At 30.9% G+C, this 22,976-nt stretch carries 24 protein-coding genes and 1 tRNA gene; 12 read left to right on the top strand and 13 right to left on the bottom strand.

What is annotated here, in order from left to right; all coding sequences use genetic code 11:
- Positions 1 to 41 precede the first annotated feature (41 nt).
- Positions 42 to 734, bottom strand: coding sequence for a hypothetical protein (locus ACKTTR_RS01980; RefSeq protein WP_408026282.1), 693 nt, complete (start codon positions 732 to 734; stop codon positions 42 to 44).
- A gap of 596 nt (positions 735 to 1,330) precedes the next feature.
- Between ACKTTR_RS01980 and ACKTTR_RS01975 the strand changes: the two genes are divergently transcribed.
- The 8 genes from ACKTTR_RS01975 to truB are packed head-to-tail and all read left to right on the top strand — an operon-like array spanning position 1,331 to position 6,316.
- Positions 1,331 to 1,924 carry a DUF2589 domain-containing protein gene (locus tag ACKTTR_RS01975; protein WP_408026281.1) on the top strand — a complete coding sequence of 198 codons (594 nt, stop codon included), beginning with the start codon at positions 1,331 to 1,333 and terminating at the stop codon, positions 1,922 to 1,924.
- A gap of 60 nt (positions 1,925 to 1,984) precedes the next feature.
- Positions 1,985 to 2,656: a hypothetical protein gene (locus ACKTTR_RS01970; protein ID WP_408026280.1), complete on the top strand. Its 672-nt coding sequence runs from the start codon at positions 1,985 to 1,987 to the stop codon at positions 2,654 to 2,656.
- Positions 2,657 to 2,658: 2 nt separating this feature from the next.
- Positions 2,659 to 3,201: a hypothetical protein gene (locus tag ACKTTR_RS01965; RefSeq protein ID WP_408026279.1), complete on the top strand. Its 543-nt coding sequence runs from the start codon at positions 2,659 to 2,661 to the stop codon at positions 3,199 to 3,201.
- 30 nt (positions 3,202 to 3,231) lie between these two features.
- Positions 3,232 to 3,636: a methylmalonyl-CoA epimerase gene (gene mce, locus ACKTTR_RS01960; RefSeq protein ID WP_408026278.1), complete on the top strand. Its 405-nt coding sequence runs from the start codon at positions 3,232 to 3,234 to the stop codon at positions 3,634 to 3,636.
- A 58-nt stretch (positions 3,637 to 3,694) separates the two neighbouring features.
- Entirely contained in the window at positions 3,695 to 4,573 is an 879-nt protein-coding gene (locus ACKTTR_RS01955; protein ID WP_408026277.1) for a cell division protein FtsX, read from the top strand.
- Between the two features lie 7 nt (positions 4,574 to 4,580).
- Positions 4,581 to 4,823 carry a DUF3098 domain-containing protein gene (locus tag ACKTTR_RS01950; protein ID WP_047789969.1) on the top strand — a complete coding sequence of 81 codons (243 nt, stop codon included), beginning with the start codon at positions 4,581 to 4,583 and terminating at the stop codon, positions 4,821 to 4,823.
- Between the two features lie 2 nt (positions 4,824 to 4,825).
- Positions 4,826 to 5,620 (top strand): undecaprenyl-diphosphate phosphatase, encoded by a 795-nt coding sequence (locus tag ACKTTR_RS01945; protein WP_408026276.1) that lies wholly within the window; start codon positions 4,826 to 4,828, stop codon positions 5,618 to 5,620.
- A complete protein-coding gene (truB, locus tag ACKTTR_RS01940; RefSeq protein ID WP_408026275.1) occupies positions 5,621 to 6,316 on the top strand; it encodes a tRNA pseudouridine(55) synthase TruB in 696 nt (231 codons plus the stop codon).
- Positions 6,317 to 6,339: 23 nt separating this feature from the next.
- On the opposite strand, the gene ACKTTR_RS01935 is transcribed toward truB, so the two are convergent.
- The 4 genes from ACKTTR_RS01935 to ACKTTR_RS01920 all read right to left on the bottom strand — a co-directional run bounded on the left by ACKTTR_RS01935 (position 6,340) and on the right by ACKTTR_RS01920 (position 8,886).
- Positions 6,340 to 6,588, bottom strand: coding sequence for a hypothetical protein (locus ACKTTR_RS01935; protein ID WP_408026274.1), 249 nt, complete (start codon positions 6,586 to 6,588; stop codon positions 6,340 to 6,342).
- A gap of 57 nt (positions 6,589 to 6,645) precedes the next feature.
- Entirely contained in the window at positions 6,646 to 7,125 is a 480-nt protein-coding gene (locus ACKTTR_RS01930; protein ID WP_408026273.1) for an ABC transporter ATPase, read from the bottom strand.
- 91 nt (positions 7,126 to 7,216) lie between these two features.
- Complete coding sequence (locus ACKTTR_RS01925) at positions 7,217 to 7,807, bottom strand: thioredoxin family protein (RefSeq protein ID WP_133538004.1); 591 nt, start codon at positions 7,805 to 7,807, stop codon at positions 7,217 to 7,219.
- A 113-nt stretch (positions 7,808 to 7,920) separates the two neighbouring features.
- Positions 7,921 to 8,886 (bottom strand): NAD-dependent epimerase/dehydratase family protein, encoded by a 966-nt coding sequence (locus ACKTTR_RS01920; RefSeq protein WP_408026272.1) that lies wholly within the window; start codon positions 8,884 to 8,886, stop codon positions 7,921 to 7,923.
- 183 nt (positions 8,887 to 9,069) lie between these two features.
- On the opposite strand from ACKTTR_RS01920, the gene ACKTTR_RS01915 reads away from it, so the two are divergent.
- The gene (locus ACKTTR_RS01915; protein ID WP_408026271.1) at positions 9,070 to 9,594 is read left to right on the top strand and encodes a hypothetical protein; all 525 of its coding nucleotides are present in this window, start codon (positions 9,070 to 9,072) and stop codon (positions 9,592 to 9,594) included.
- Here the strand turns inward: ACKTTR_RS01915 and ACKTTR_RS01910 are convergent.
- Genes ACKTTR_RS01910 through ACKTTR_RS01900 form a run of 3 tightly spaced genes read right to left on the bottom strand, consistent with a single transcriptional unit; the run spans position 9,581 to position 11,858 of the window.
- Positions 9,581 to 10,051: a regulatory protein RecX gene (locus ACKTTR_RS01910; RefSeq protein ID WP_408023666.1), complete on the bottom strand. Its 471-nt coding sequence runs from the start codon at positions 10,049 to 10,051 to the stop codon at positions 9,581 to 9,583. The genes ACKTTR_RS01915 and ACKTTR_RS01910 overlap by 14 nt on opposite strands.
- 18 nt (positions 10,052 to 10,069) lie before the next feature.
- Entirely contained in the window at positions 10,070 to 10,780 is a 711-nt protein-coding gene (locus ACKTTR_RS01905) for a LytR/AlgR family response regulator transcription factor (protein ID WP_408026270.1), read from the bottom strand.
- A gap of 7 nt (positions 10,781 to 10,787) precedes the next feature.
- Positions 10,788 to 11,858 carry a sensor histidine kinase gene (locus tag ACKTTR_RS01900; protein ID WP_408026269.1) on the bottom strand — a complete coding sequence of 357 codons (1,071 nt, stop codon included), beginning with the start codon at positions 11,856 to 11,858 and terminating at the stop codon, positions 10,788 to 10,790.
- A 212-nt stretch (positions 11,859 to 12,070) separates the two neighbouring features.
- Between ACKTTR_RS01900 and ACKTTR_RS01895 the strand changes: the two genes are divergently transcribed.
- Positions 12,071 to 14,398 carry a TonB-dependent receptor domain-containing protein gene (locus ACKTTR_RS01895; RefSeq protein ID WP_408026268.1) on the top strand — a complete coding sequence of 776 codons (2,328 nt, stop codon included), beginning with the start codon at positions 12,071 to 12,073 and terminating at the stop codon, positions 14,396 to 14,398.
- 76 nt (positions 14,399 to 14,474) lie between these two features.
- On the opposite strand, the gene ACKTTR_RS01890 is transcribed toward ACKTTR_RS01895, so the two are convergent.
- From ACKTTR_RS01890 to ACKTTR_RS01870, 5 genes are read right to left on the bottom strand one after another with little or no spacing between them, the layout of a single operon-like run.
- Positions 14,475 to 17,942 (bottom strand): efflux RND transporter permease subunit, encoded by a 3,468-nt coding sequence (locus tag ACKTTR_RS01890; RefSeq protein WP_408026267.1) that lies wholly within the window; start codon positions 17,940 to 17,942, stop codon positions 14,475 to 14,477.
- A gap of 13 nt (positions 17,943 to 17,955) precedes the next feature.
- The gene (locus ACKTTR_RS01885; RefSeq protein WP_408026266.1) at positions 17,956 to 18,327 is read right to left on the bottom strand and encodes a four helix bundle protein; all 372 of its coding nucleotides are present in this window, start codon (positions 18,325 to 18,327) and stop codon (positions 17,956 to 17,958) included.
- 16 nt (positions 18,328 to 18,343) lie between these two features.
- On the bottom strand, positions 18,344 to 19,519 hold the full coding sequence (locus tag ACKTTR_RS01880; protein ID WP_408026265.1) for an efflux RND transporter periplasmic adaptor subunit: 1,176 nt from the start codon (positions 19,517 to 19,519) through the stop codon (positions 18,344 to 18,346).
- 11 nt (positions 19,520 to 19,530) lie between these two features.
- Complete coding sequence (locus tag ACKTTR_RS01875) at positions 19,531 to 20,853, bottom strand: TolC family protein (RefSeq protein ID WP_408026264.1); 1,323 nt, start codon at positions 20,851 to 20,853, stop codon at positions 19,531 to 19,533.
- Positions 20,854 to 20,858: 5 nt separating this feature from the next.
- Positions 20,859 to 21,467, bottom strand: a complete 609-nt coding sequence (locus tag ACKTTR_RS01870; protein WP_408026263.1) for a TetR/AcrR family transcriptional regulator — start codon at positions 21,465 to 21,467, stop codon at positions 20,859 to 20,861.
- Positions 21,468 to 21,593: 126 nt separating this feature from the next.
- Between ACKTTR_RS01870 and ACKTTR_RS01865 the strand changes: the two genes are divergently transcribed.
- Entirely contained in the window at positions 21,594 to 22,565 is a 972-nt protein-coding gene (locus ACKTTR_RS01865; RefSeq protein ID WP_408026262.1) for a polyprenyl synthetase family protein, read from the top strand.
- Positions 22,566 to 22,618: 53 nt separating this feature from the next.
- A tRNA-Ile gene (locus ACKTTR_RS01860) sits at positions 22,619 to 22,692 on the top strand.
- Positions 22,693 to 22,976 lie beyond the last annotated feature (284 nt).

Below are 22,976 nucleotides of genomic sequence, written 5' to 3'. Positions count from 1 at the left end.
ATAAAGGAACATCAAATAAAGATATCATTCTTAATAGTGTATTAATAAGGCGGTTCTAAATGTCCATGATTCCCTGCTCCACTTAACAACTCATCATCTTGAGGTAAAGCAAACATAAACCCAGCTTTATTTTCTCTTACTGTTTTCATTCTATAATTATAATCATCTCTCTTCCCTTTTTCAAACTCTTCTCTTGTATTATATATCCATTTATACCCGTGTTTTGCTAGCATTTCTTTAAACGTTACTAATTTCCCTTGTTTTGCAGATTGTACAGGGTCAAAAGCTATTTGCTTTCCATCAATTGTAGTTGTAGGAATGTAAATTAAACTACTATAACTTTTTCCGGTATCGTTATGATTTTCTTTAGCTGTAGATATAAAACTAATTCCCGTAATTTTAATTTTTGCTTTTTTACTAAGGTTTTCTACGTGTCCTAAATACTTTTTAAACTGTACAAAATCGAATGTGTTTGCACGTGTATCTTCATATCCTAAAGCTTCTTCTAGTGGAGCTATTCTTGTTCTATCATAGCTTGACAGCATTTGAATAACTTCCTTGTAGTTTAGCATTTCTTTTGTTCTTCCTTCATCAGAGTAACAAAAAGTACCTTCTGGCACTTGAGACTGCCAATCATCACAATCACATTTATTGCCATTTATCTTATCACATGAAATAGCAAAACTCATTACAAGAGTTAACAATAATAATTTAAGTTGGTTAGTGTTTTTCATAATAAAATTGATTTTTTGATTTTCTAAATATAACGGCTTATTTCTTAATAAAAAAAACAGAATCGTACAGAAACCCTTTAAAACCGGAGTTATCAACTGGTTACTCAAGATTCTACAATCCACAAACAGGAAAAACCCCTTGTCTCTACAAATGTTTTAACTATTCCTTTTTCATGGCTTAAACTCTTGTTTTTTTCTTGTAAAAAAAGTTAAACATCCTTTCTACACTAATTTTACTACAGAAAAAGAGTTTTTACTTGGAATATTAAAAAAGTGTTCTTAAAATCTTTACTCATAATTTTCAAAAACACATAAATAATCTGTAATATAAGATTGTAGAGAAGTGATTTTTATTAAATTTTTCATAACATTTCAAATCTAATAACAATAACTATACAAAACAAAAACTTTTATTCCCTAAAATATACAGGAGAAAAACCACCTTTAAAACCTAGGGCTATTACATTTTTTTTACAGTTCTACTCCTCGAAAATATACTTTAGATTTCTTTCAATTTTGCCTTCAGTTATTTCGAAATACTAGGCGACAACCGAAAAGCCTCATAATAAACAGAGTAGGTACACAAAATAAAAAATATGCCAAATTTAGTTCCAGAATTAAACAGTTTAGACTTCAATGTATATGTTGGAGGTCCTTTACAAGCTGCAATACAAGCACAAACAGCAGCTTCTATGGCCACTGTAAATTTTATTAAAGAAGTAGGTTTTGAAAAAGACAATGATCCTGCTAATCCAGATTCATTACGTTATGTTGATTTTCAATATGAAAAATCAGTACCTAACCCTGATTACGATCCAAATGAAGCCATTGGTCCTGACAATCTAAAATTCATAAAAAGCGAAATTGAAATCAAAGTACCATTTTTAACGATGCTTACCATTCCATCAATTCGTATTGATGAAGTAAACATTGATTTTAATGCTCGTTTAAGCTCTACTGAAACGAGAAACGTATCTTCTGAGTTTGCTGCTAGTGCAGAATTAGGAATCAATTACAAAATCGTAAACTTTAAAGCATCTGCTTCATACAAAAGAAACACCTCTCAAGGCGTTAAGGTAGATAAAACATATAACCTTGGTGTAAAAGTTCGTGCTGTAAACGACGAATTACCTGAAGGATTAAGTAGAATCTTAAATATGTTAGAGGACAGTATTGCTGCTGTAGCTTAACATTTATAACGAGGTTGTACCGTACCAAACCGTACAACCTCTTTTTAAAAACTTTTTATTATGGTAAATTTAAATGAATATTTAGGTGGAATCGCCACCAGCATTGCAGAAGCACGTTTAATGTCTGATTTGAAATCTTTAGAGATTGCTGAGAAGTTTTCACGTCATGAACTCTTGAAACATTTTTCTATCCCTCGTTTTAAAGCGCAAAATATTGAACTTACAATTCCTGTAGCGATTGGAGAATTAGAAGAGACTTATGAGGCCGATTATGAACCTATTGACAATATTTCTTTCAATTCGCAAACCTATACAATTTTAAAAGATGCTTCAAAAATCACTGCTTTTGATAGAAAAACGTCTACTTTTCTTCGCTCAATAATAGCACAAAGAACAGATGAACTTGAAAAAAACATAAAAGCAACTGGAGAAATTGACTCTGTACTATCAAGATTTTCACAACAATTATCTGAAGAATTCATTTCTATTTATAATGAAAAAGTTAGTTATGATGTATTAGTTAAGAAACTTAACTCAGAATTAAGACCATCTATTAAAAGTAGGCAGATAACTCAAAAAAACACAAAAGTTATTGTAGAAGCTCATAAACTAAACGAAATCAAACCTGAAAATATAGTTCAGATTAAAATGACCTTAAATGAAGAAGGCATGGAGTGGTATACCTCAGAAAATGAAGATGGTGTAAGGGAAACCAAACTATTACCAGAATAGTTATGAGAAAATCAATTACAAAAATAACCAATCAACTCAAAACTCAATTGAATGAAATACATGAATTGGCGAATCAAATTGAGAAAAAAAATACACAAAGCACTAAAAATATTCGCGATTGGTTGTTAGCTACAGAAGAAGTTTTAAAAGCACTTAACTTACCAGAGTCATCAAAATTTGCAGTTAAAAGAGCCATGTTAAGTTCATTCATCCCAAATAGTAGAAATAAGAAAAAAGAGATTCTACAATTAGGAGCATCAACATTAACAGAAGCTCAACAAGACTTATGGGAAGTATACACTCCCTATGCTACCATTTTAGATAATTCAACAACCTTAATAGAGCAACTTTTAGCTGTAATTTACCAAACCAAACAGTTTAAATACGACACAAATGAAGATTTTACACAATTCCTAGAACAACTTTGGAGATTTTGTTGCAATCACGAACAACTCAAAGGGATTAGTTCACAAATACTTTCAATGATAAACCAATCGGATGTACTTATTATAATGGCTGAGAAAATAGCAATAGAAAGTTTATAGATAGTTCGCTATATTTTTTACTTTTACCTTATGAACAAAATCGAACATATTGGTATAGCCGTTAAAGATTTAGAAAAATCTAACTCGTTATTTGCTTCTCTTTTTGGAGAATCACATTATAAAATTGAAGAAGTTGCTAGCGAAGGTGTAAAAACTTCATTTTTTAAATCAGGACCTAATAAAATTGAATTATTGGAAGCTACAAAGCCTGACAGCCCTATAGCAAAGTTTATAGAAAAAAAGGGAGAAGGAATTCATCATATTGCTTTTGCGGTTGATAACATAAAAGAAGAAATTAAGCGTTTACAAGGTGAAGGTTTCATAGTTTTGAATGAAACTCCTAAAAAAGGAGCCGATAATAAACTAGTAGCTTTTTTACATCCTAAAACTACTAATGGTGTACTTATTGAGTTATGCCAAGAGATAGAAGAATAGGAACTATTTAAAAATTAAATATTTGTATCTTGCAACGCCTTAAAATCAGTATTTACTAATGACAACCTCTTTTGATTCTTTTCAAAAACGCCGATTACAATCTTCATACATATCTGTAGTAGTAAGTATTGCACTTGTACTTTTTATGATTGGTGTTTTGGGCCTAGTCCTTTTAAAATCAACAAAAGTTGCGAATCATTTTAAGGAAAAAGTAGTTATGACGCTTTTCTTAAAAGATGAAGTTGCTGATAAAAACATCAATACTCTTAAAGAATCTATTAAAAAAGAAGAGTTTGTTAATAAAGTGGTTTACATTTCTAAAGAAGATGCTGCCAAAGAATATAAAAAAGATTTAGGCGAAGATTTTTTACAGTTTTTGGGAGATAATCCGTTAAAAAATGGAATAGACATTTATCTGAAAGCAGATTTTGTGACTCCTGAAAAAATGAGTGAGCTTGAAAAATCTTTTGATAAAAATAAATTTGTTGCCGAAGTAAGTTATGACAAACCATTAGTGCAATTACTTACCAAAAACATCCAACGCATTAGCTTTTGGTTATTGGTGTTAAGTGGTTTTTTCGGATTGGTTGCTATTATTCTAATAAACAGTTCTATCCGATTATCGATTTACTCAAAACGATTCAATATAAAAACCATGCAAATGGTAGGTGCTACAAAAAGCTTTATTCGTAAACCTTTTATTTGGCAAAGTATAAAACTAGGATTATTAGGAGCTTTTATAGCAATAAGCGGATTAGGTATTTTAATTTATTATGTAGACAAATACATCCCTACATTAGAACTACTCACAGATTACGTTGCTTTAGGGTATGTGGCTGGTGGAGTTATACTTATTGCATTTTTTATTACGTGGATTAGTACCTTCTTTGCTACACAACGATTCTTAAATTTACAAACTAACGATTTGTATTACTAAAATATTTATGAAAAAAGACAATTCACCAAAACAAGAATTTCTATTCGGTAAACGAAATTATATCATTATGCTTATTGGTATCGCTGTAATTGCCTTAGGCTTTATTTTAATGGCAGGTGGCGGTAGTGATGATCCTAATGTATTCAATCCAGAAATATATAGTTGGCGTAGAATTCGTTTAGCTCCTACCTTAGTAATTATCGGATTAGGTATAGAAATTTATGCTATTTTTGCCAATCCTAAAAAATAAGCATGGATTTATTAGAAGCAATTATCCTTGGAATTATCCAGGGTCTTACTGAATTTTTACCTGTATCCTCTAGTGGTCATTTAGAATTAGCTAAAGCTTTATTTGGAGACACTTCTGTGCCTCAAGAGAGCTTAACTTTCACCGTAGTTTTACATGCTGCGACAGCATTAAGTACCATTGTAGTGTTTAGAAAAGAAATTGCTGAAATTTTTAGAGGATTATTTCAGTTTAAATGGAATGAGGAAATGCAATTTTCTGTAAAAATTATTCTTTCTATGATTCCTGCTGTGGTAATTGGTTTAGCTTTTGAAAAGGAATTGGAAAGCTTTTTTGGAGGAAAAATTTTATTAGTAGGTTTCATGCTTTTAGTAACTGCTGTATTGCTTTTATTAGCTGATAAAGCTAAGAACACTAACAAAAGTGTTTCTTTTAAAAGTTCTGTAATTATAGGAATCTCTCAAGCAATCGCTATGTTACCTGGAATTTCACGTTCGGGAGCTACTATTTCAACATCTGTGTTATTAGGTGTAGACAGAACTAAAGCTGCTCGTTTTTCATTTTTAATGGTGGTACCACTAATTTTAGGAAAAGTAGCTAAAGATATTTTAAGTGGAGATATTAATTTTCAGAGTTCAGAAATTGTTCCTTTATCTGCTGGGTTTATTGCTGCTTTTATCTCAGGATTATTAGCGTGTACTTGGATGATAGCTTTAGTTAAGAAGAGTAAATTATCATACTTCTCTTTATACTGTGCTATTGTAGGTTTAATTGCCATTGGCTATTCTTTATTTTTCTAGATGACTGCAGAAGATTACAAAAACGGACAGGTTTTATTAATTGACAAACCTTTAGAATGGACTTCTTTTCAAGTAGTAAATAAACTTCGCTGGCATATTCGTAAACGTTTTGATATTAAAAAAATTAAAGTAGGACATGCTGGAACGCTTGATCCCTTGGCGACTGGTTTGTTAATTATTTGTACTGGCAAACAAACCAAAAACATCAACGAATATCAGGGACAGGTAAAAGAATATACAGGTACGTTTGTTGTTGGTGCTACAACACCAAGTTACGATTTAGAAACCGAGATTAACGAGACGTTTCCTACAGAACATATAACAGAAGAATTACTACACAAAACTACAGAACAGTTTATTGGTAAAATTCAGCAAAAACCACCTATTTTTTCTGCTATTAAAAAAGATGGAAAACGTTTATATGAATTAGCCCGCAAAGGTGAAACTACTGAAATTAAAGCTCGTGAAGTAGAAATTAACGAGTTTGAGATCACTAAAATTGATTTACCTAATGTTGAGTTTAGAATCGTATGTAGTAAAGGAACTTATATTCGTTCTATTGCTAACGATTATGGGAAAGCTTTAAATTCTGGAGCACATTTATCTGTTTTAAGAAGAACTAAAATTGGAGATTTTTCTGTAGATAATGCGTTAAGTGTTGATGAATTTATAGAAAAGCTAACTCATAATGAGTAGGTATAAAAAACTAATAAAGAAATTTAAAACAAGTAATAAAAAAGAGCAACAATTAATAAAGTAGTAAAGACCATTATAAGGTTCAGTCTTTTTTTGTCTTTTTTTGCTTTGATTCTGATTTTTTCTTTTATCTTTTCTAGTTCTTCTTCAGGAACTTTTACAAATTTTAAGTTATTATTATTGCCTGTATAATTCTGTTTATTTTTAAATAGCCTTTTTCTATCCAGTAAACTCTTCTTATTTTCTCTTAAAGTTGAACTAATTTTACTCATATGTCCCTCTCCTGCCATAGTAATTACTTTACTATAGGACGAAAAAAAACAATAATGTTACAAAAATCGACTATACCAACTTTCTGTAATTGGCACTTCCCAGTAATTTTCTAATTCTATTTTAGTTTGTACCAAATTATCAAAAACTATTGTTTTAGCTGATACAGACTTCTTTTTAAGCAACTTTTTAAATTCTTTAACGTCTTTGTACTGAATAAATTCTCCTTGCTTAAAACACACATTCATCTTATCTAACAACTCTACTTCGTATTCTTGTTGTAGTTGTAAAATAAATGCTACTTGTTTATCAATATCTGCATTCGTTAATACTGAACCTTCTTCAACAGAAAAAATAATGAAACGATCATATTTCAGTTCAAAAGAAGCTTTGAAATCAGCATCTTCAGACTTCCACCCGTCTACAAAACCTTGTAACTTTTCTTTTAGCCCGTCAATTTCTTGTGGGTAAAATTTTCTACTTGATGGATATACCCAAACTTTTGCCTCTTCTGATAAACTACTGAATTCTACAAACATATTTATTCATTATGGGCGCAAAGATACAGAAAACAATTCCCCTTTTCGACAAAAACAAAAAGGGGAATCTCTAGCTATTTTATATGTTTTATTACTGAAGCATTGACACTATATCTTCCTGTGTATTTTCTCCTTTGTTTTTATTGTACCAAACTTGTAAATCTGTTTTAAAATCAGCATCCAAGCTACCATGTTTTTCTTTATAATCAACAACCATTTTAGTAGCTGTAGTAGGTCTTGGTCCCCAAGTATTGATTACTTCATTTTCTTTATTTAAAGCAATTAACTTAGGAATTGATCTTCCTCCATTGGTTAAAAAAGCATCCATCAACTCTAAGTTTTCATCTCTTAAAACCAATTTAAAATTGATGTTTGGATTTTCTTCTGCTATTTTGTTTATCACAGGAATATTTTGTGCTGCATCACCACACCAACCTTCAGTTAATACCAACCAAGTTTGTGGTTCTTTTACATCTTTAATTTTAGCAAGTGTTTCTTCGGTTAATTTTACCGTTTTGTCTAAACGCTTCATACGTTTATCATTTAACTTACTATAGTTTAATAAATCATCTGACTGATTAGGTCCAGTAGATTTTCCTTCTGCTAACAAACCGCTTACTAAATTTCTGTATTCTGTATAAGACAATGCTCTTTCTAAGCTATTTTGAATAATTTTTTTCATCGTTAACATATATTGTTATTACAAAAATATTTCATCTATAATAAAGAATATGTAACCTAAGTTACACTTCACTATAAAACTTGAATAACATAGACGAAAGCATAAATACAACCTTACACTTCTGCTGATTCTTCTGCCTTAGCTTGTAAATTGGTAATGATATCTTTAGTCATAGAAGCTAAATCAAACTGATGTCTCCATCCCCAATCTTTTCTTGCTGCTGAATCATCAATTACTTGAGGCCAACTATCAGCAATCGCTTGTCTAAAATCTGGATTATACGTGATGGTAAATTCTGGAATGTATTTTTTAATTTCAGTAGCTATTTCAGCTGGTGTAAAACTAATTGCCGCTAAGTTATATGAAGTTCTTGTTTTAATATTTTCTTCATCCGCTTGCATTAACTGGATAGTTGCATTGATAGCATCATCCATATACATCATTGGTAAACGTGTATTTTCTGACAAAAAGCACTCAAAAGTTCCTTTTTCTAACGCATCAAAGTAAATATCTACCGCATAATCAGTAGTTCCTCCACCTGGTAAAGTTTTCCAACTTATAATTCCTGGGTAACGAATACTTCGTACATCTACTCCATATTTATCATGATAATAATTGCACCAGTGTTCTCCTGCTACTTTACTTATTCCATAAACCGTAGAAGGCTCCATAATGGTTTGTTGTGGTGTATTCATTTTTGGTGATGTTGGTCCAAAAGCAGCCATTGAACTAGGCCAGTATATTTTTTGAATATGCTTTTCTTTTGCCAACTCTAACACCGCCAATAACGAAGTCATATTTAAATCCCAACCTTTTAATGGATACTTTTCCGCGGTTGCTGATAACATGGCAGCCATTAAATACACTTGGGTTACTTTATATTTTTGAACAACACTTAAAATTTGCTCTTGATTGGTAGCATCGATGATTTCAAAAGGTCCTGAACTCATCATTTCTGCATTTCCTTCTCTAATATCTGAAGCTATTACATTATCTGCCCCATAAATAGAACGTAATTTTTGGGTTAATTCTGTTCCTATTTGCCCGCAAGCTCCTAAAATTAATATCGTTTCACTCATTTTAAATTATTCAAAAATAGATGTTTGCAAAGTTATTAAATTTAAGATTTCGCAAAAAGCATTTGTTCTTTTTTAACTATCTACAAAAGAGATGGCTAATCTACTGATTTCAAACTTCTAATTTAATTCTACAAAGAATACCAAGTAAAATATGTACTTTTATCGCTTAATTATTTTATTAAAATGAGTCGTTTTTTATTTGTTATTGCTTCTTTATTTTTTTTAGCTACTTCTTGTAAAAAAAAGAGTGAGCAAAAGGAAGAGTTACCTACTAAAACTGAAATGAATATTTCGGTTAAACATACTGACTACTCTGAAATAAAAGAAAAGTACGTTGATGAAATTAAACCTTGGAAAGAATACTTTATTGTTGAAGATTTTTTGCACGAGTTGAAAAATACAACTCCTACTGAGGCTTTAAACAATGCTTTAGAGTTAAAAACACTTACCAAACAATTTAAGGATAGTTTAAATATAGAACCTCTTAAAACACCTGCTTTTAAAGCTCGTATTAATGTTTTTGAAAATGAAACTTTACGTTTAGCAGACATGACTTTTATTCCTTCTATTTCTGCCCAACAGGTTAACAATCAAGTTGAAAAAATTATGATTCTTTTCAGTAGTGTTAATGATAAAATTAATACGGTTTACACTAAGAAACAATTTGATAGTGAAATAAACCTTGACAGCTTATTTAAGAATCAATAGTTTTTAAAGCTTCGTATATTAAATTACTTTCAAAACCTCTGTACAAAAGATAGTCTGCAATTTTCTTTTTTCGTTTAAAATGATTGGTTTCTGAAACCGATGCATTTTTTTTCTCTACCAATTCATAAAGAGTTTTTATATATGCCTCTTCGTCAATTTCTTTCAAAGCTGATTTTATATTATAAGCAGAAATATCTCTAAATTTCAATTCTCTAACGATTCGGTCTTTTCCCCATTTTTTTATTCTGAATTTCCCTCTTGCAAAACTTTTTGCAAAGCGTTCTTCATTCAGAAAATTATGCTCTAACAAGTGCAGTAAAATATGCTCTCTTGCTTCTGGAATTAAGCTATAATCTTTAAGTTTTTTCTCTACTTCTTTATGACATCGATCTTGATACACACAATACTGCTCTATCTTCCTTTTTATTTCTTCAACTGTAAAAACCGGTTTGTTCATAGCACGAAAATATAAATTCTATTTCCATTGATTCAAAAAAGAGATTACCTTTTCTTTATAACTAGCTCCTATTGGAATTTCTTTTGAATTTATTTCAATATCGTTAATTGTAAAAGCTGATATTTTATTCGTATTGATAATATAAGATCTGTGAACTCTTAAAAAATTACTATTTAATTTTTCTTTAATATCGCTTATCTTATACTTAGTTACAACGCGTTTATCATTAACAGTATGAACTTTTACATAATCTTTTAAACTCTCTATAAATAATATATCTCCAATAAAGACTTTGTGATACTTACTTCCTGATTTCAACAACAAAAACTCTTCTGTGTTTTCACTTTCTTTAGTTATAGGTATATCACTCTCCTTTATTGACCTCAAAAAACGATCTATTGCTTTAAAAAAACGCTCGAAAGTTATTGGTTTTAATAAGTAGTCTAGCACTTCCAAATCATAACTTTCAAGGGCGTAATCTCTGTAGGCTGTTGTAAAAATTGTTTTTGGAGGGTTTTTAATTGTTTTTAAAAAATCTATTCCTGTAATGTTTGGCATTTTTATATCTAAAAACAATAAATCTACTTCTTGAGAACTTATAACTTCAAATGCTTTAAGTGCATTATCACAGCTCCCAACTATTTCAAGTGCTGGTATTTTTGATATATGATTCTCTATTAACTCTCTTGCTAAAGGCTCATCATCAACCACTAAACATTTTACTTTCATCAACTATTTAATTTGAATAAATCTTTAAAACTACATTAAATTCATTTCCTTCATTCTCTATTGTCAAGCTATATTGGTCTTGATAGATTAAATCTAATTGTTTTCTAACGTTTGACAAGCCTATACTCTCTTTTTTTAGGACATAATCTTTGGAAACCGTATTAGATATTTTAAACTTAAAGCTATCCTCTGAGCTTAAAAGCTCAATTTTAATTTCAGGCGACCCACTATCTTCTCCTGCACCGTGTTTAAAAGCATTTTCAACTAACGATAGCAATATCAATGGTGGTATCTTGATATCTTTTTCTACATTATTTATTAAGGAAACTTTTAAACGTGAGTCGTACCTTAGTTTTTCTAACTCTATATAGTTTTCTATCAATTTAATTTCATTAGAAAGTAATACAAACTTGGTATTGCATCTATACAATACATAATCTAACATTTCTGATAATTTACCTATTGAGGTTGGTGTTTTTGGCGAGTTACTCAAAGACAAACTATAAATATTATTAAGGGTATTGAATAAGAAATGTGGGTTTAATTGTGCTTTTAATGTTTTTAATTCTGCTTCCGTTTTTTCTTTTTCAAATACCAGTTCTTTTTCTTTAACTCTCTTATAATCCATAAAATATTTTACTGAAAGAAAAATCAAAGTTGTTAAATACATATTCGGAATATAACCAAACAACAACTTTTTCCAATCGATTAAAATCTCCAAAATAGGCTCTTGTGTAAACACTCCTTTCCTTATTAATGTTTCTCCTACATGTACAACCAAGATTCTATTAAACGCTGCAAATAAATATGTTGCTATTAAAAACAAAACAACTGTCATTACATATTTTTTCCTCAACAAAAACTTTGGAATAACATAATAGGCTAAGAAATAAGATGTAATTATCTTGGGAATCATATGACACATAGACATCACAAAAGTTCCTAAAAAAGAAAACTCTTCTTGGTATATAAGTGAATCTTTAGGAAAGTCTAAAACAAGAAACACACACCAAAATAGTACGTGTTGTAACACCCTACTCTCTGAAAAAAACTTAATAATTGCTTCTCTTGTAATCATAGTTTGTAAATATATAAATACCTTGAGTACTTATGACTCCAAATCGACAAACTAGAGCTTTTACCCCCTGAACAAAACCTTTCTCCCCCTTAAATTCTTCACCTATTGAATAGTTATTTATACGTCGATTATTTGTAGTGTTTTATCTATTACAACAAACCCGCATGTCTTTTAAATTCATCTTTGCTGCATAATTCAAATATTAAGTAATAATGAAAAAGTCTTTATTTATTCTACTACTATTTATTTCTATTCAGTTACCTGCTCAAATAACACTTACAGGTAAAGTTGTAGAAAGAAACACCAAACAACCTTTAGAGTTTGCTACTATTATTTTAACCAACCCAAATACAAATGAAGTTGTTGCTGGTGAATCTACTAATAGCCAAGGAGAATTTTTAATGAATATTAAAAAAGGCCAATATGATATTAAAGTAGAGTTTATTGGTTTTAAAAATCATTCAATGAATAATGTTTCACTAACCAAAAACCAATCACTTCAAACTATTCTTCTTCAAGAAGACTTACAAGCCCTAGATGAAGTAGAAATTACAGCCGAAAAATCTACTACGGAGTACAAACTAGATAAACGTGTATTCAATGTTGGTAAAGATTTAGTTTCTAAAGGTGGTTCTGTTAATGATGTTTTAAATAACGTTCCGTCAGTAAGTGTAGATATTGAAGGAGGTATAAGCTTACGAGGCAATCCGAATGTTCGTATTTTAATTAACGGGAAGCCTTCTGTTTTAACAGCAAACAATGGCTTAGAATCAATTCCTTCCGAAAACATAGAAAAGGTTGAAGTAGTTACCAATCCTTCTGCTAAGTATGACGCAAGTGGAACAGCTGGAATCATCAATATCATTTTAAAGAAAAATAAAAATGGTGGTTTTGGTAGTTCTTTACAGTTAACCACAGGAATTCCTGACAATCATAGCATCAACTACAATATGAACTACAAAAAAGAGAAATTTAATTTATTTTCTAATATTGGGTACCGTTATATGTCTTTCGATGGAAATGGTTATTTGAACAGAACTAACCTCGATAATGGGACAGTAACCTCTTATTCTAACAGAGTAACTAATACTACTAGAAGCCGTAGTACTTTTAACCTTTATTTTGGAAGTGATTATTACATTAATGATAAAAACACTCTTACCCTAAGTTACTACCATAGAAACAATACAAGTAAAAACAATGTTGATTATACCTTTAACTTTTTAGACAGCACACAACAAACAGATAGTATCCTTACTACACAAGAATCATATAAAGAACCTCAAAAAGCAAATCAAATTGAATTAAATTACGTAAAAACATTCACTAAAAAAGGGCAGAAATTTACCGCTAACTTTCAATACGATTTTTGGAATGATGACGAAAATGAATTAGTCAAAGAGCAACAACAATTCCCTGCGACCTCAGCTGTAAATATTCTACGAAGTAGAGACATAGAAAGTAGTAAAGATTTTTTATTCCAAACTGACTTTAAACTACCTATCTCAGAAAAATCACATGTAGAAATGGGAATAAAGGGAGAAATTAGAAATATTGATAGTGATTATAAAGTTTGGGATAATGCTGTTATAATTGATAGTTTAAACAATTTATTAAAGTATAATGAACGTATTTACGGAGCCTATATTCAATATGGAAACAAAAAAAACAAACTTCAATACTTATTAGGCTTACGTGCTGAACATGCCAATACTGGAAGTACCGACAGAAACAATCAATTTAAAACTAGTAAAAAGTATACTGATTTATTTCCTACTGCCCATTTTACATACAGCTTTAATCAAGCTACTAATTTGCAATTAAGTTATAGTAGAAGAATTAGACGCCCTAGTTTTTGGCACTTAAACCCTTTTGGTGGAATTTCTGACCGCAGAAACATACGTGTAGGTAACCCAGATTTAAACCCCATGTATACCAATTCTTTTGAGTTAGGTTTATTAAAAAGATGGAATAAATTCACTTTAAACCCATCAATATATTACCAACGAACTACTAATGTGTTTGAAACTTTAGTATCAACAAATTCTTTTGGAGCTTTAATATCCAAACCTATCAACTCAGGAATAGAAAAAAGATTTGGTGCAGAATTAGCCATTCGATATTCTCCTTATAAATGGTGGAGATTATCAAGTGAATTCAACTATTATTCTTTCAATCAAAGAGGAATATACACTGTTGATGACAACACATGGTCTACTCGTTTAAATTCTAGAATGAAGTTTTCAAGATTAACTATTCAATCTAGCTTAAATTATCTTGGAGAAAGACAAAGCGGACAAATTTTTACTGAAGCTCAGTATAGAGCTAACATAGGTGTGAGCAAAGATTTTTGGAACGACAAAGCCACACTTACTTTAAACATGAACAACATTTTTGATTCTAGAGTAAGTAAACAGTTAATTACTGGTGAAAATTACATCGCAACAAGATATAGTAAACCTATTGGTAGATATTCTTCTGTAACTTTTACTTATCGATTTAACAGAACGAAAAAGGACAGAGATCGATTACCTGATTAACTTTTTGTTCTACACAATTAAAAAAGGGTTAAAAGTAAATTACTTTTAACCCTTTTTATAGTTAACAAAAAATCAATTATAAAACGCTACGTAACCACATTTTAAACTTAGTGATTAAGTAGAATAATATCGGTACTACAATTAATGTTAAGAAGGTTGCTATAAACAATCCGTAAATAACAGTCCATGCTAATGGACCCCAGAAAATTACATTATCCCCTCCAACATATATATGTGGATTCAACTCACTAGCTAAGGTAAAGAAATTAATATTTAAACCTGTTGCTAATGGAATCAATCCTAAAATGGTTGTGATTGCCGTTAATAATACTGGACGTAAACGTGCTTTTCCTCCTCTAATAATAGCTTCTCCTAAAGTATGTACATCTACAAACTCATCTGCAGATAATCCATGCTCTACTTTCTTTCTATCTATTAATAACTGAGTATAATCGAGTAATACCACCCCATTGTTTACCACAATACCGGCCAGCGAAATAATCCCCATCATGGTCATCATAATTACGAACGGCTTAGCTGTTATAATTAATCCTCCAAATACACCTATTAAACTTAAAAAGATAGCTAGCATAATAATTGCTGGCTTAGAAACAGAATTAAACTGGAAAATTAAAATCAAGAAAATTAATCCTAACCCTCCAAAAAATGCTTTCATTAAGAATGCCATTTGTTTGTTTTGCTCTTCAATTTGCCCTGTGTAATCAACTTTTACTGAATCTGGTTTTTCAGTAAACGTCTTCATTTCATTTTGAATTTTAGACACAATAGCTGCTGCATCTGTATATCCTGGAGCTAAAGCTGAATATACTGTTACCACTCTTTTTACATCTTTATGCTTAATTGCACTAAACCCAGAGGTATTTGTTTGTTCTGCTACTGCTGATACAGGAATTTCTTTAATTGTACCTGAAGACATATCTCTAAAAGTAATTTTCTGATTGAAAATTGCACTTTTATTGTATCTGTTTTCTTTGTTAAAACGAACATAGATATCATAATCATCTCCATCTTCTTTATAAACTCCTGCTTTTGAACCAAAAATAGCGTTACGCAACTGGTTTCCTACTTGTGATGAACTTACTCCTAATTCTCCTGCTTTTTTACGATCAACATTTACCAACATTGATGGTTTAGATTTGTTTACATCAATCTTTAATTCATCAATCCCTGCAATACTCTTTGAATTGATAAAGTCTCTCATCTTTTCAGCAGTATTGATTAATTCTGCATAATCGTTTCCTTCTAACTCTATATTGATAGGATATCCTGCTGGTGGACCTACTGCTTCTTTTTCTACTGAAATTTCTAGTCCTGGATAAATTCCTTTTAATGCTTCGGTAACTTTTCTTTGTAACTCTTTACTATCTGCTCCTCTACGATATTTGTATTCACGCATGGAAGCAGTAATTTTTCCTTTATGAGGCATTTCCGCAGTTGAACCTCCATCTGTTTGTGGGTTTCCAGATCCTGCTCCTACTTGTGAAACGGCACTTTCTACTAAGAAATTATAACCATTATCAACATATTCTGGTGAGTTTAATACTTTATATACACGCTCTTCCAAATCTTTCATTATCAGATTTGTCTTTTCAATATCAGTTCCTTGAGGATACTCGATATACACAATAATCTGGTTTGGTGTGTTGTCTGGGAAAAACTCAACTTTAGTACGTTGACTTCCTATTGAGGCTCCAAAACCTCCAAAAGCAATAAATAATAAGACTAAAGTACCTAAAGAAATAATGTATGGTCTCCATCCTCTCAAGGCTGCTCTCAACATTCTTTCATAAAAACGTTCCCAACGCGGTAATACTGTATTTTGAAAACGATTTGCCCATGGACGTAAAGCTAATCGGTAAATCCACAACATAATAGCTGTAAAAATCATTACCGTTCCCAATGCTCTGTAAGTTCCACCTAAAAGTGCTATTAACAACCCTATCACTGCCATTACTGACGATAAGATTATAATACGTCTTAATGGCATATTTTTATCTTCAACACTCATAAACTGCGATACTAGCACAGAGTTAAAAAATATTGCCACAAATAATGATGAACCTAATACTACAGATAATGTTACAGGGAAATAAATCATAAATTGTCCCATGGTTCCTGGCCACATTCCTAATGGAATAAATGCTGCTACTGTTGTTGCTGTAGAGATAATAATTGGAAATGCAATTTCTCCAATTCCCTTTTTAGCAGCTTCAATTCTAGGCATCCCTTCATCCATTAAACGATATACGTTTTCAACGACTACGATTCCGTTATCTACCAACATTCCTAATCCCATAATTAACCCAAAAAGAATCATAGTATTCATCGTATATCCTAGCCAACTCAATATCATTAGTGACATGAACATTGACATTGGTATTGCAAATCCAACAAATAAAGCATTTTTGAACCCTAAGAAGAACATTAGTACTAATACTACTAAAATTACCCCAAAGATGATGTTATTTACCAAATCATCTACCTGACCAATAGTTTTTGAAGATTGATCGTTAGCTATGGTTACTTTTAAATTACTTGGAAATATATTGGCTTTGGTATCTTCTACAATTTTCTGAATTTTTTCAGCAGCCTCAACCATGTTTTTTCCTGAACGTTTTTTTACATCCAGCATTACTACTGCTTCTCCAAACTCACGAGCATAGGTAGTTTTATCTTTATCTTTAAAAGAAACTTTTGCAATATCTTTAAGGTAAATTGAATTCCCTTTTTCTGATTTTACAACAAAATCTTGTAATTCTTGTGGATCTTCAATTTCTCCTAAAATTCTAACAGTACGTCGTTGTCCACTAGCAATTAAATTACCTGCCGACATTGTTAAGTTACCTCCGTTAATTGCACTAATTACATCTTGGAAACTTACTTGCGCTGCCATCATTTTGTAAATATCAACAGCTACCTCAACTTCTTTTTCTTCAGCACCACGGATATCTACTTTTTTAATTTCTTGTAAATCTTCAATTTCATCCTCCAAATACTCACCAAATTCTTTTAATTTATCTACTGGATAATCTCCCGAGATATTGATATTTAGAATTGGCATTTCTTCAGAAATACTTAGCTCAAAAACATTCGGTTCTACTTTAGCTCCGTTAAACGTAGGCCAATCTTCTCCAGACGTTTCTTGATCTATTTCATCTTTTACTTTTTGCTTAGCTTGATCTACTGATATGTTTTCGTCAAACTCAACAACTACCATTGAGTAATCTTCTTGCGATGTAGACGTAATTTCTACTACATTGCTTACCGTTTTAAGTCTATCTTCTAACGGATCGGTAATTAATTTCTCAATGTCTTCAGCTGTATTTCCTGGATACAGAGAACTTATATAAATTTTGGTTTCTCTAATTTCTGGGAAATTTTCTCTTGGCATACTTAAAAAGGCAGAAATACCTGTTATAAGTATCATAACCATCATTACATAGATAGTTGTTTTATTATTTATTGCCCAAGAGGATAAACCAAACTCTTTATCTACTTGTTTTTTTTGTTTTTTATCAGTCATTAGACTTTAGTTTTTAGTCGTTAGTGTTTTTAAGGTACTTTTGAAGACTGCTTATCATCTTTGATAATTCTTCTAATCTTTCTCTTAAATTATTTTCTTCTTCTATTGAAATATACTTTTGATTTTTAGCGATTGCTACACAAACCACACATTCTTTAACAGAACCTAATGCTATTTGCAAAAATCTAGAAAATTGCGGGTTTGTATCTCCTGAGCCTTCTGCAATATTTAATGCAACAGAAGTGGCTGCCCTTATGAATTGTGACGTTAATCGATAGTTTTCTTCTTTTGGAAACGTATTGCTAACTTTATAAACAATATCTACAAAATCAAGTGATTTTTGATACACTTTTAAATCTTCGAACTGGAATTTAATCTCTTTCATTCTACCGACTAAAAAACTATTTACTAACAGCTAACACCTTAACCTCTTGTCCGTTTTTTACACTACGAGCTCCTTCTTCAATAATTTTTGTTCCGCTTTCAATTCCGCTTAAAACTTCAATAATATCTCCTTGCGTTTTCCCTGTAGTTATAATTGTTTGCTTAGCTGTTCCTACCTGATCTTTGATATCCTCTACCACATACACATATTGTTCACCATTAGCATTTTCAGAAATAATACTTTGCGGAATTAAAATTGCATTTTCATTAGAGTAATCGTTGATTTTTAACTTTGCTGTTAAATTAGGCTTAATCTTACCCTCATGGTTAGGCACTCCTACTTCTACCTTGAACGTTCTATTTGCTGGATTAATAAAATTACCTGCTTGACGAATTTTAGAAGTTAATTTCTCTCCTAAAACAGGAAACTCAACCTCTACATTTTTTCCTTTCTTAATAGAAGTAATGTAACTTTCAGGTACATCTGTTTCGATATACATGTTTTTTAAGTTAACAATTCTAAAAACTTCCGATCCCATTCCTGGTGCTACTACAGTTCCTTGCTCTTTTATTACATCATCAATTACTCCTGAAAAAGGTGCTGTAATTACTGATTTTGCTAACTGTCTTCTTAACTGACTAACGGCATTTGTTTGTGCTTCATAATTAGTTTTTGCTTGTAAAAACTGAATTTCAGATCCTATTTTTTGATCCCACAAACGCTTTTGACGCTTATAGGTTGTTTCTGCTAATGCAGCTTGTGCCTCTATTTGAGCTAATTGATTAGCTAAACCTCCATCGTCAATTTTTGCTAAGGTTTGTCCTTTCTTAACATACTGACCTTCTTTTACATAAATACGTACTAGTAGCCCTGGCATTTCTGGGTAGATTAATACATTTTGCTTTGTTTGTACTGCCCCTTGTAATTCTAAATAGTGATTAAAAACTTCTTCCTTTGCCGAAAGAACTGTAATTAATGGAATTTTTTTGTTTGTATCTAATTCAGAAATTTTATCATTTAAAATCTTAATTTCATCAGATAGTGTTTGCATTTGTGTATCTAACGATGCTTTTTTCTCTCTAATTTTGGCTAAATCGTTAGATGCTATTACGTCTTGTACAGACTGCTCTTTTTTACCTCCACATGAGGCTAAAAGCAATGTGATTACGAATAGTGAATATATTTTTCTCATTATAGTTGATTTTATTTTAGTAGTATGTTTAATGCGTTTTCTAATTGTGCTTTTTTAGCAATTACGTTCAACATTGATTGTACATAATTGTTCTGTTGTGTGTATAACTGATTTTGTGCTTGTAGTAAATCAAAACTTGAAGAAATTCCTTCAAAAAATTTTACTTGTTGCTTTTTTTCTATTCGTTCAGCTAACGCTAAATTTTTCTTAGCTGTTTCGTAGTTTTCAATTCCTAATTGATACTCACTTTTAGCTCTCTCTACTTGTAAGTTTAGTTTTTGTTTTGCTTCTTCTAATCGAATATCTGCATTTTCTAATGCTATTTTTGCTTGTGCTGTTCTAGAGCTTCTTCCAAAAGAACTGAAAATAGGCACATTTAATGTAACTCCCAATACAGATGTATTTACCCATTTTTGTGAAGTTTCGAAAAAAGAAAATGAATTTGAGTTCGCTACTGCATTGTAGTTAACAAATGCAGACAATGTTGGTAATGCTTTGCTTTTCTCTAACTTCATTAACAAACGTTTACTTTCTCTATCGTTTTGAGCTATTTTAAAATCGATATGATTATCAATATTAAATTGAGTAGCTAATAAACTTAAATCGGTATTATCAATAACCAAATTATCTAAGGTAGAAGTTAATGTTAATTTTGTTTCAATCGAGTTTCCTAAAGAAACATTCAACATTTGGTATGCAATTTCCTTTAGTCGTTCGGCGTTTCTTAAGTTACTTTCAACATTACCTAAAGTAATTTGTAATTGCTCTACGTTTTCTAACTCTGTCAACCCGTTATCGTATGTTTTCTGAGTTTCATTTAAGTTTTTCTCTAATATCTTCTTGTTATTTTCTAAAATTTCAATTGATTTTTCAGTAACTAATACATTTCCATAAGCGTTAATTACAGCTTCACGTGTTGCTAACTCTGTCTTTTCCTTTGCTTGTTCAGAAATTTTCAAGTATGTTTTTGCTGATTGCAATCCTACCAAATATGAACCATCAAAAATTAACTGAGATAATGTTACTCCAGCATTCACCGAATGCTTCGCTCCAAAATCAGGAAAACCATCATTATTAAAATCTACAGCATCAAACAACTGTTTTAGGTTATTTTGATAATCAACTTTTCCATTAACTTGTGGTAAACCTATCGTAGTCGTTTCCCATTTTTTCTTTTTAGCTGCTTCTATATCATTTAAGGATACTTTATTGTCGTAACTGTTTTTTATAGCATAATCAATCGCCTCTTGCATTGATAAACTCATTTCTTTTTCTTGAGCAGTTATGTACCCCGTAAAAAAGAACACAAATACACCGTATATGTATTTCCTCATTTTTTTTAGTTTTTGTTTATGTTTCTTAATTGTTTTTCTAATTCCTTTACTCCTTTTGGGGTAGCTATAGCTCTGATATGATACTCTAAAATTTCATACTCAATTTCCATAACTTCCTGCATATCGTTGCTGTATAGTTCACTTTCAAACACACCAAAAACTAGTGTGAAATAAAAATTAACTAATAATTCCCCTTTAATGTTTGCCCTATATAAACCTTGTTCTACTCCCTTTTTTAGGTTGTCAATATTACAATCTCTAAACATACACACCTCTCGTTCTATTAGTTTTGTATATGTTTCCGGATAGTATTTTTTTAATTGATACATAGGTGAAGTTTTCGCATTTTTAAACATTTCTTTAAAAATAGCCTTCACTGCAAACTCCTCTTCTACAGCATTATAATTCTGACTTTTAACTGCATCAATCGCTTCACTTATTGTATTATGTACCGATTCTGTACTAGCATCTACCAAAGCTGTTTTATTTGAAAAGTACTTGTATAATGTTTTCTTAGACATTCCAAGTTCCTTCGCAATATCATCCATCGTTGTGCTTTTAAACCCAAGGGTTAAAAACATTTCTCCTGCTTTATTAATTATTTTATCTCTCATAATTGCTTGCAAATGTACAACAGGAAACTCTAGAAACAAAAAAAGTTTCCAGAGTTTTAATCTTTTTTTAACATTACGTTATAGTTAAAATTTATCTTTACCTTATTTTTACAAAAATTTTCAAATTTGGACATATTATCATATCAATCAGACTTTATAACTTTTTTAGAATCTCAGAAATTTTCAAGAGAACCTAAAAACCTTTACGAACCAGTAGATTACATCTTAAGATTAGGAGGAAAAAGAATTCGCCCAATGTTAACCTTAATTGCTGCTGATGTTTTTTCAAACGACTATCAAAAAGCATTACCAGCTGCATTTGCTGTTGAAGTTTTTCATAACTTTACTTTAGTGCATGATGACATAATGGATGATGCTCCTTTAAGAAGAGGAAAGGAAACTGTACATGAAAAGTGGAATATAAATACTGGGATTTTGTCAGGTGACGCTATGCTTATTCTAGCTTATCAATATTTTGAAAATTACGAACCTGAAACTTTTCAAAAGCTAGCACAATTATTTAGCAAAACTGCCTTAGAGGTTTGTGATGGACAGCAATTAGATGTTGACTTTGAAACTAGAAATGATGTAACCATTGATGAATATATTAAAATGATTACATTAAAAACATCTGTTTTAGTTGCTGCTGCTTTAAAAATGGGTGCTATTGTTGCAAAAGCAGATGAAGAACAAGCTCAACACTTATATAACTATGGTTTGAACCTAGGTATTGCTTTTCAATTACAGGATGATTACTTAGACACTTTTGGAGATCCTGAATCTTTTGGAAAACAAGTTGGTGGTGATATTATTGAAAACAAGAAAACATACCTTTATTTAAAGGCTTTAGAAGTAGCAAATAGTACTGACAAAGAAAATTTACTAAATCTTTACAACGGAAAACAAAAAAATAACACTGAAAAAGTAACCACTGTTTCGGCTATTTTTAAAGAAAATAATATCCCAGAAGAGACACACAAACTTATTGAGTACTACACAGATAAGTCATTTGAAAGCTTAAGCTACCTTAACATTTCTGATAAGCATAAAGAAGGTTTACGTGCTTTTGGTAAAAATTTAATGAGCAGAAAAGTGTAAAAAAATAGGTATTTATTTAAAAAAGTTTTTATTTTTGCAATCCAAATTTAACGGGTCCTATAGCTCAGTTGGTTAGAGCACCTGACTCATAATCAGGTGGTCCTTGGTTCGAGTCCAAGTGGGACCACTTTTAAAGCATCAACATTACGTTGGTGCTTTTTTGTTTTACACACTAAAAATCAACACATTAAGACCTCAACCCCACTAACATAATCAATTGTTTTTACTAAGAAGGACCTCCTGATTAGTAGTAAGGAACCCCTTTCTATTTTTTTTATTTTCACAACATAAAAAAAGGGCTCTAAAACTGTTTTTTTTCATTCTTACGAATTTTTTACGAAACTTTCTTAACATAATTAATACTCAAGCATCATAATAAATTTTAACACACGTTACTTTCTTAAAATACAA

The sequence above is a fragment of the Tenacibaculum litoreum genome, from assembly GCF_964513915.1.
GTDB classification, from domain to species: domain Bacteria; phylum Bacteroidota; class Bacteroidia; order Flavobacteriales; family Flavobacteriaceae; genus Polaribacter; species Polaribacter litoreum.
This window is presented reverse-complemented; position numbering and strand designations above follow the sequence as displayed.

Coding starts and splice junctions, on each gene's coding strand:
- ACKTTR_RS01980 (WP_408026282.1), bottom strand. CDS start 734: ATGAAAAACACTAACCAACTTAAATTATTATTGTTAACTCTTGTAATG.
- ACKTTR_RS01975 (WP_408026281.1), top strand. CDS start 1,331: ATGCCAAATTTAGTTCCAGAATTAAACAGTTTAGACTTCAATGTATAT.
- ACKTTR_RS01970 (WP_408026280.1), top strand. CDS start 1,985: ATGGTAAATTTAAATGAATATTTAGGTGGAATCGCCACCAGCATTGCA.
- ACKTTR_RS01965 (WP_408026279.1), top strand. CDS start 2,659: ATGAGAAAATCAATTACAAAAATAACCAATCAACTCAAAACTCAATTG.
- mce (WP_408026278.1), top strand. CDS start 3,232: ATGAACAAAATCGAACATATTGGTATAGCCGTTAAAGATTTAGAAAAA.
- ACKTTR_RS01955 (WP_408026277.1), top strand. CDS start 3,695: ATGACAACCTCTTTTGATTCTTTTCAAAAACGCCGATTACAATCTTCA.
- ACKTTR_RS01950 (WP_047789969.1), top strand. CDS start 4,581: ATGAAAAAAGACAATTCACCAAAACAAGAATTTCTATTCGGTAAACGA.
- ACKTTR_RS01945 (WP_408026276.1), top strand. CDS start 4,826: ATGGATTTATTAGAAGCAATTATCCTTGGAATTATCCAGGGTCTTACT.
- truB (WP_408026275.1), top strand. CDS start 5,621: ATGACTGCAGAAGATTACAAAAACGGACAGGTTTTATTAATTGACAAA.
- ACKTTR_RS01935 (WP_408026274.1), bottom strand. CDS start 6,588: ATGAGTAAAATTAGTTCAACTTTAAGAGAAAATAAGAAGAGTTTACTG.
- ACKTTR_RS01930 (WP_408026273.1), bottom strand. CDS start 7,125: ATGTTTGTAGAATTCAGTAGTTTATCAGAAGAGGCAAAAGTTTGGGTA.
- ACKTTR_RS01925 (WP_133538004.1), bottom strand. CDS start 7,807: ATGAAAAAAATTATTCAAAATAGCTTAGAAAGAGCATTGTCTTATACA.
- ACKTTR_RS01920 (WP_408026272.1), bottom strand. CDS start 8,886: ATGAGTGAAACGATATTAATTTTAGGAGCTTGCGGGCAAATAGGAACA.
- ACKTTR_RS01915 (WP_408026271.1), top strand. CDS start 9,070: ATGAGTCGTTTTTTATTTGTTATTGCTTCTTTATTTTTTTTAGCTACT.
- ACKTTR_RS01910 (WP_408023666.1), bottom strand. CDS start 10,051: ATGAACAAACCGGTTTTTACAGTTGAAGAAATAAAAAGGAAGATAGAG.
- ACKTTR_RS01905 (WP_408026270.1), bottom strand. CDS start 10,780: ATGAAAGTAAAATGTTTAGTGGTTGATGATGAGCCTTTAGCAAGAGAG.
- ACKTTR_RS01900 (WP_408026269.1), bottom strand. CDS start 11,858: ATGATTACAAGAGAAGCAATTATTAAGTTTTTTTCAGAGAGTAGGGTG.
- ACKTTR_RS01895 (WP_408026268.1), top strand. CDS start 12,071: ATGAAAAAGTCTTTATTTATTCTACTACTATTTATTTCTATTCAGTTA.
- ACKTTR_RS01890 (WP_408026267.1), bottom strand. CDS start 17,942: ATGACTGATAAAAAACAAAAAAAACAAGTAGATAAAGAGTTTGGTTTA.
- ACKTTR_RS01885 (WP_408026266.1), bottom strand. CDS start 18,327: ATGAAAGAGATTAAATTCCAGTTCGAAGATTTAAAAGTGTATCAAAAA.
- ACKTTR_RS01880 (WP_408026265.1), bottom strand. CDS start 19,519: ATGAGAAAAATATATTCACTATTCGTAATCACATTGCTTTTAGCCTCA.
- ACKTTR_RS01875 (WP_408026264.1), bottom strand. CDS start 20,853: ATGAGGAAATACATATACGGTGTATTTGTGTTCTTTTTTACGGGGTAC.
- ACKTTR_RS01870 (WP_408026263.1), bottom strand. CDS start 21,467: ATGAGAGATAAAATAATTAATAAAGCAGGAGAAATGTTTTTAACCCTT.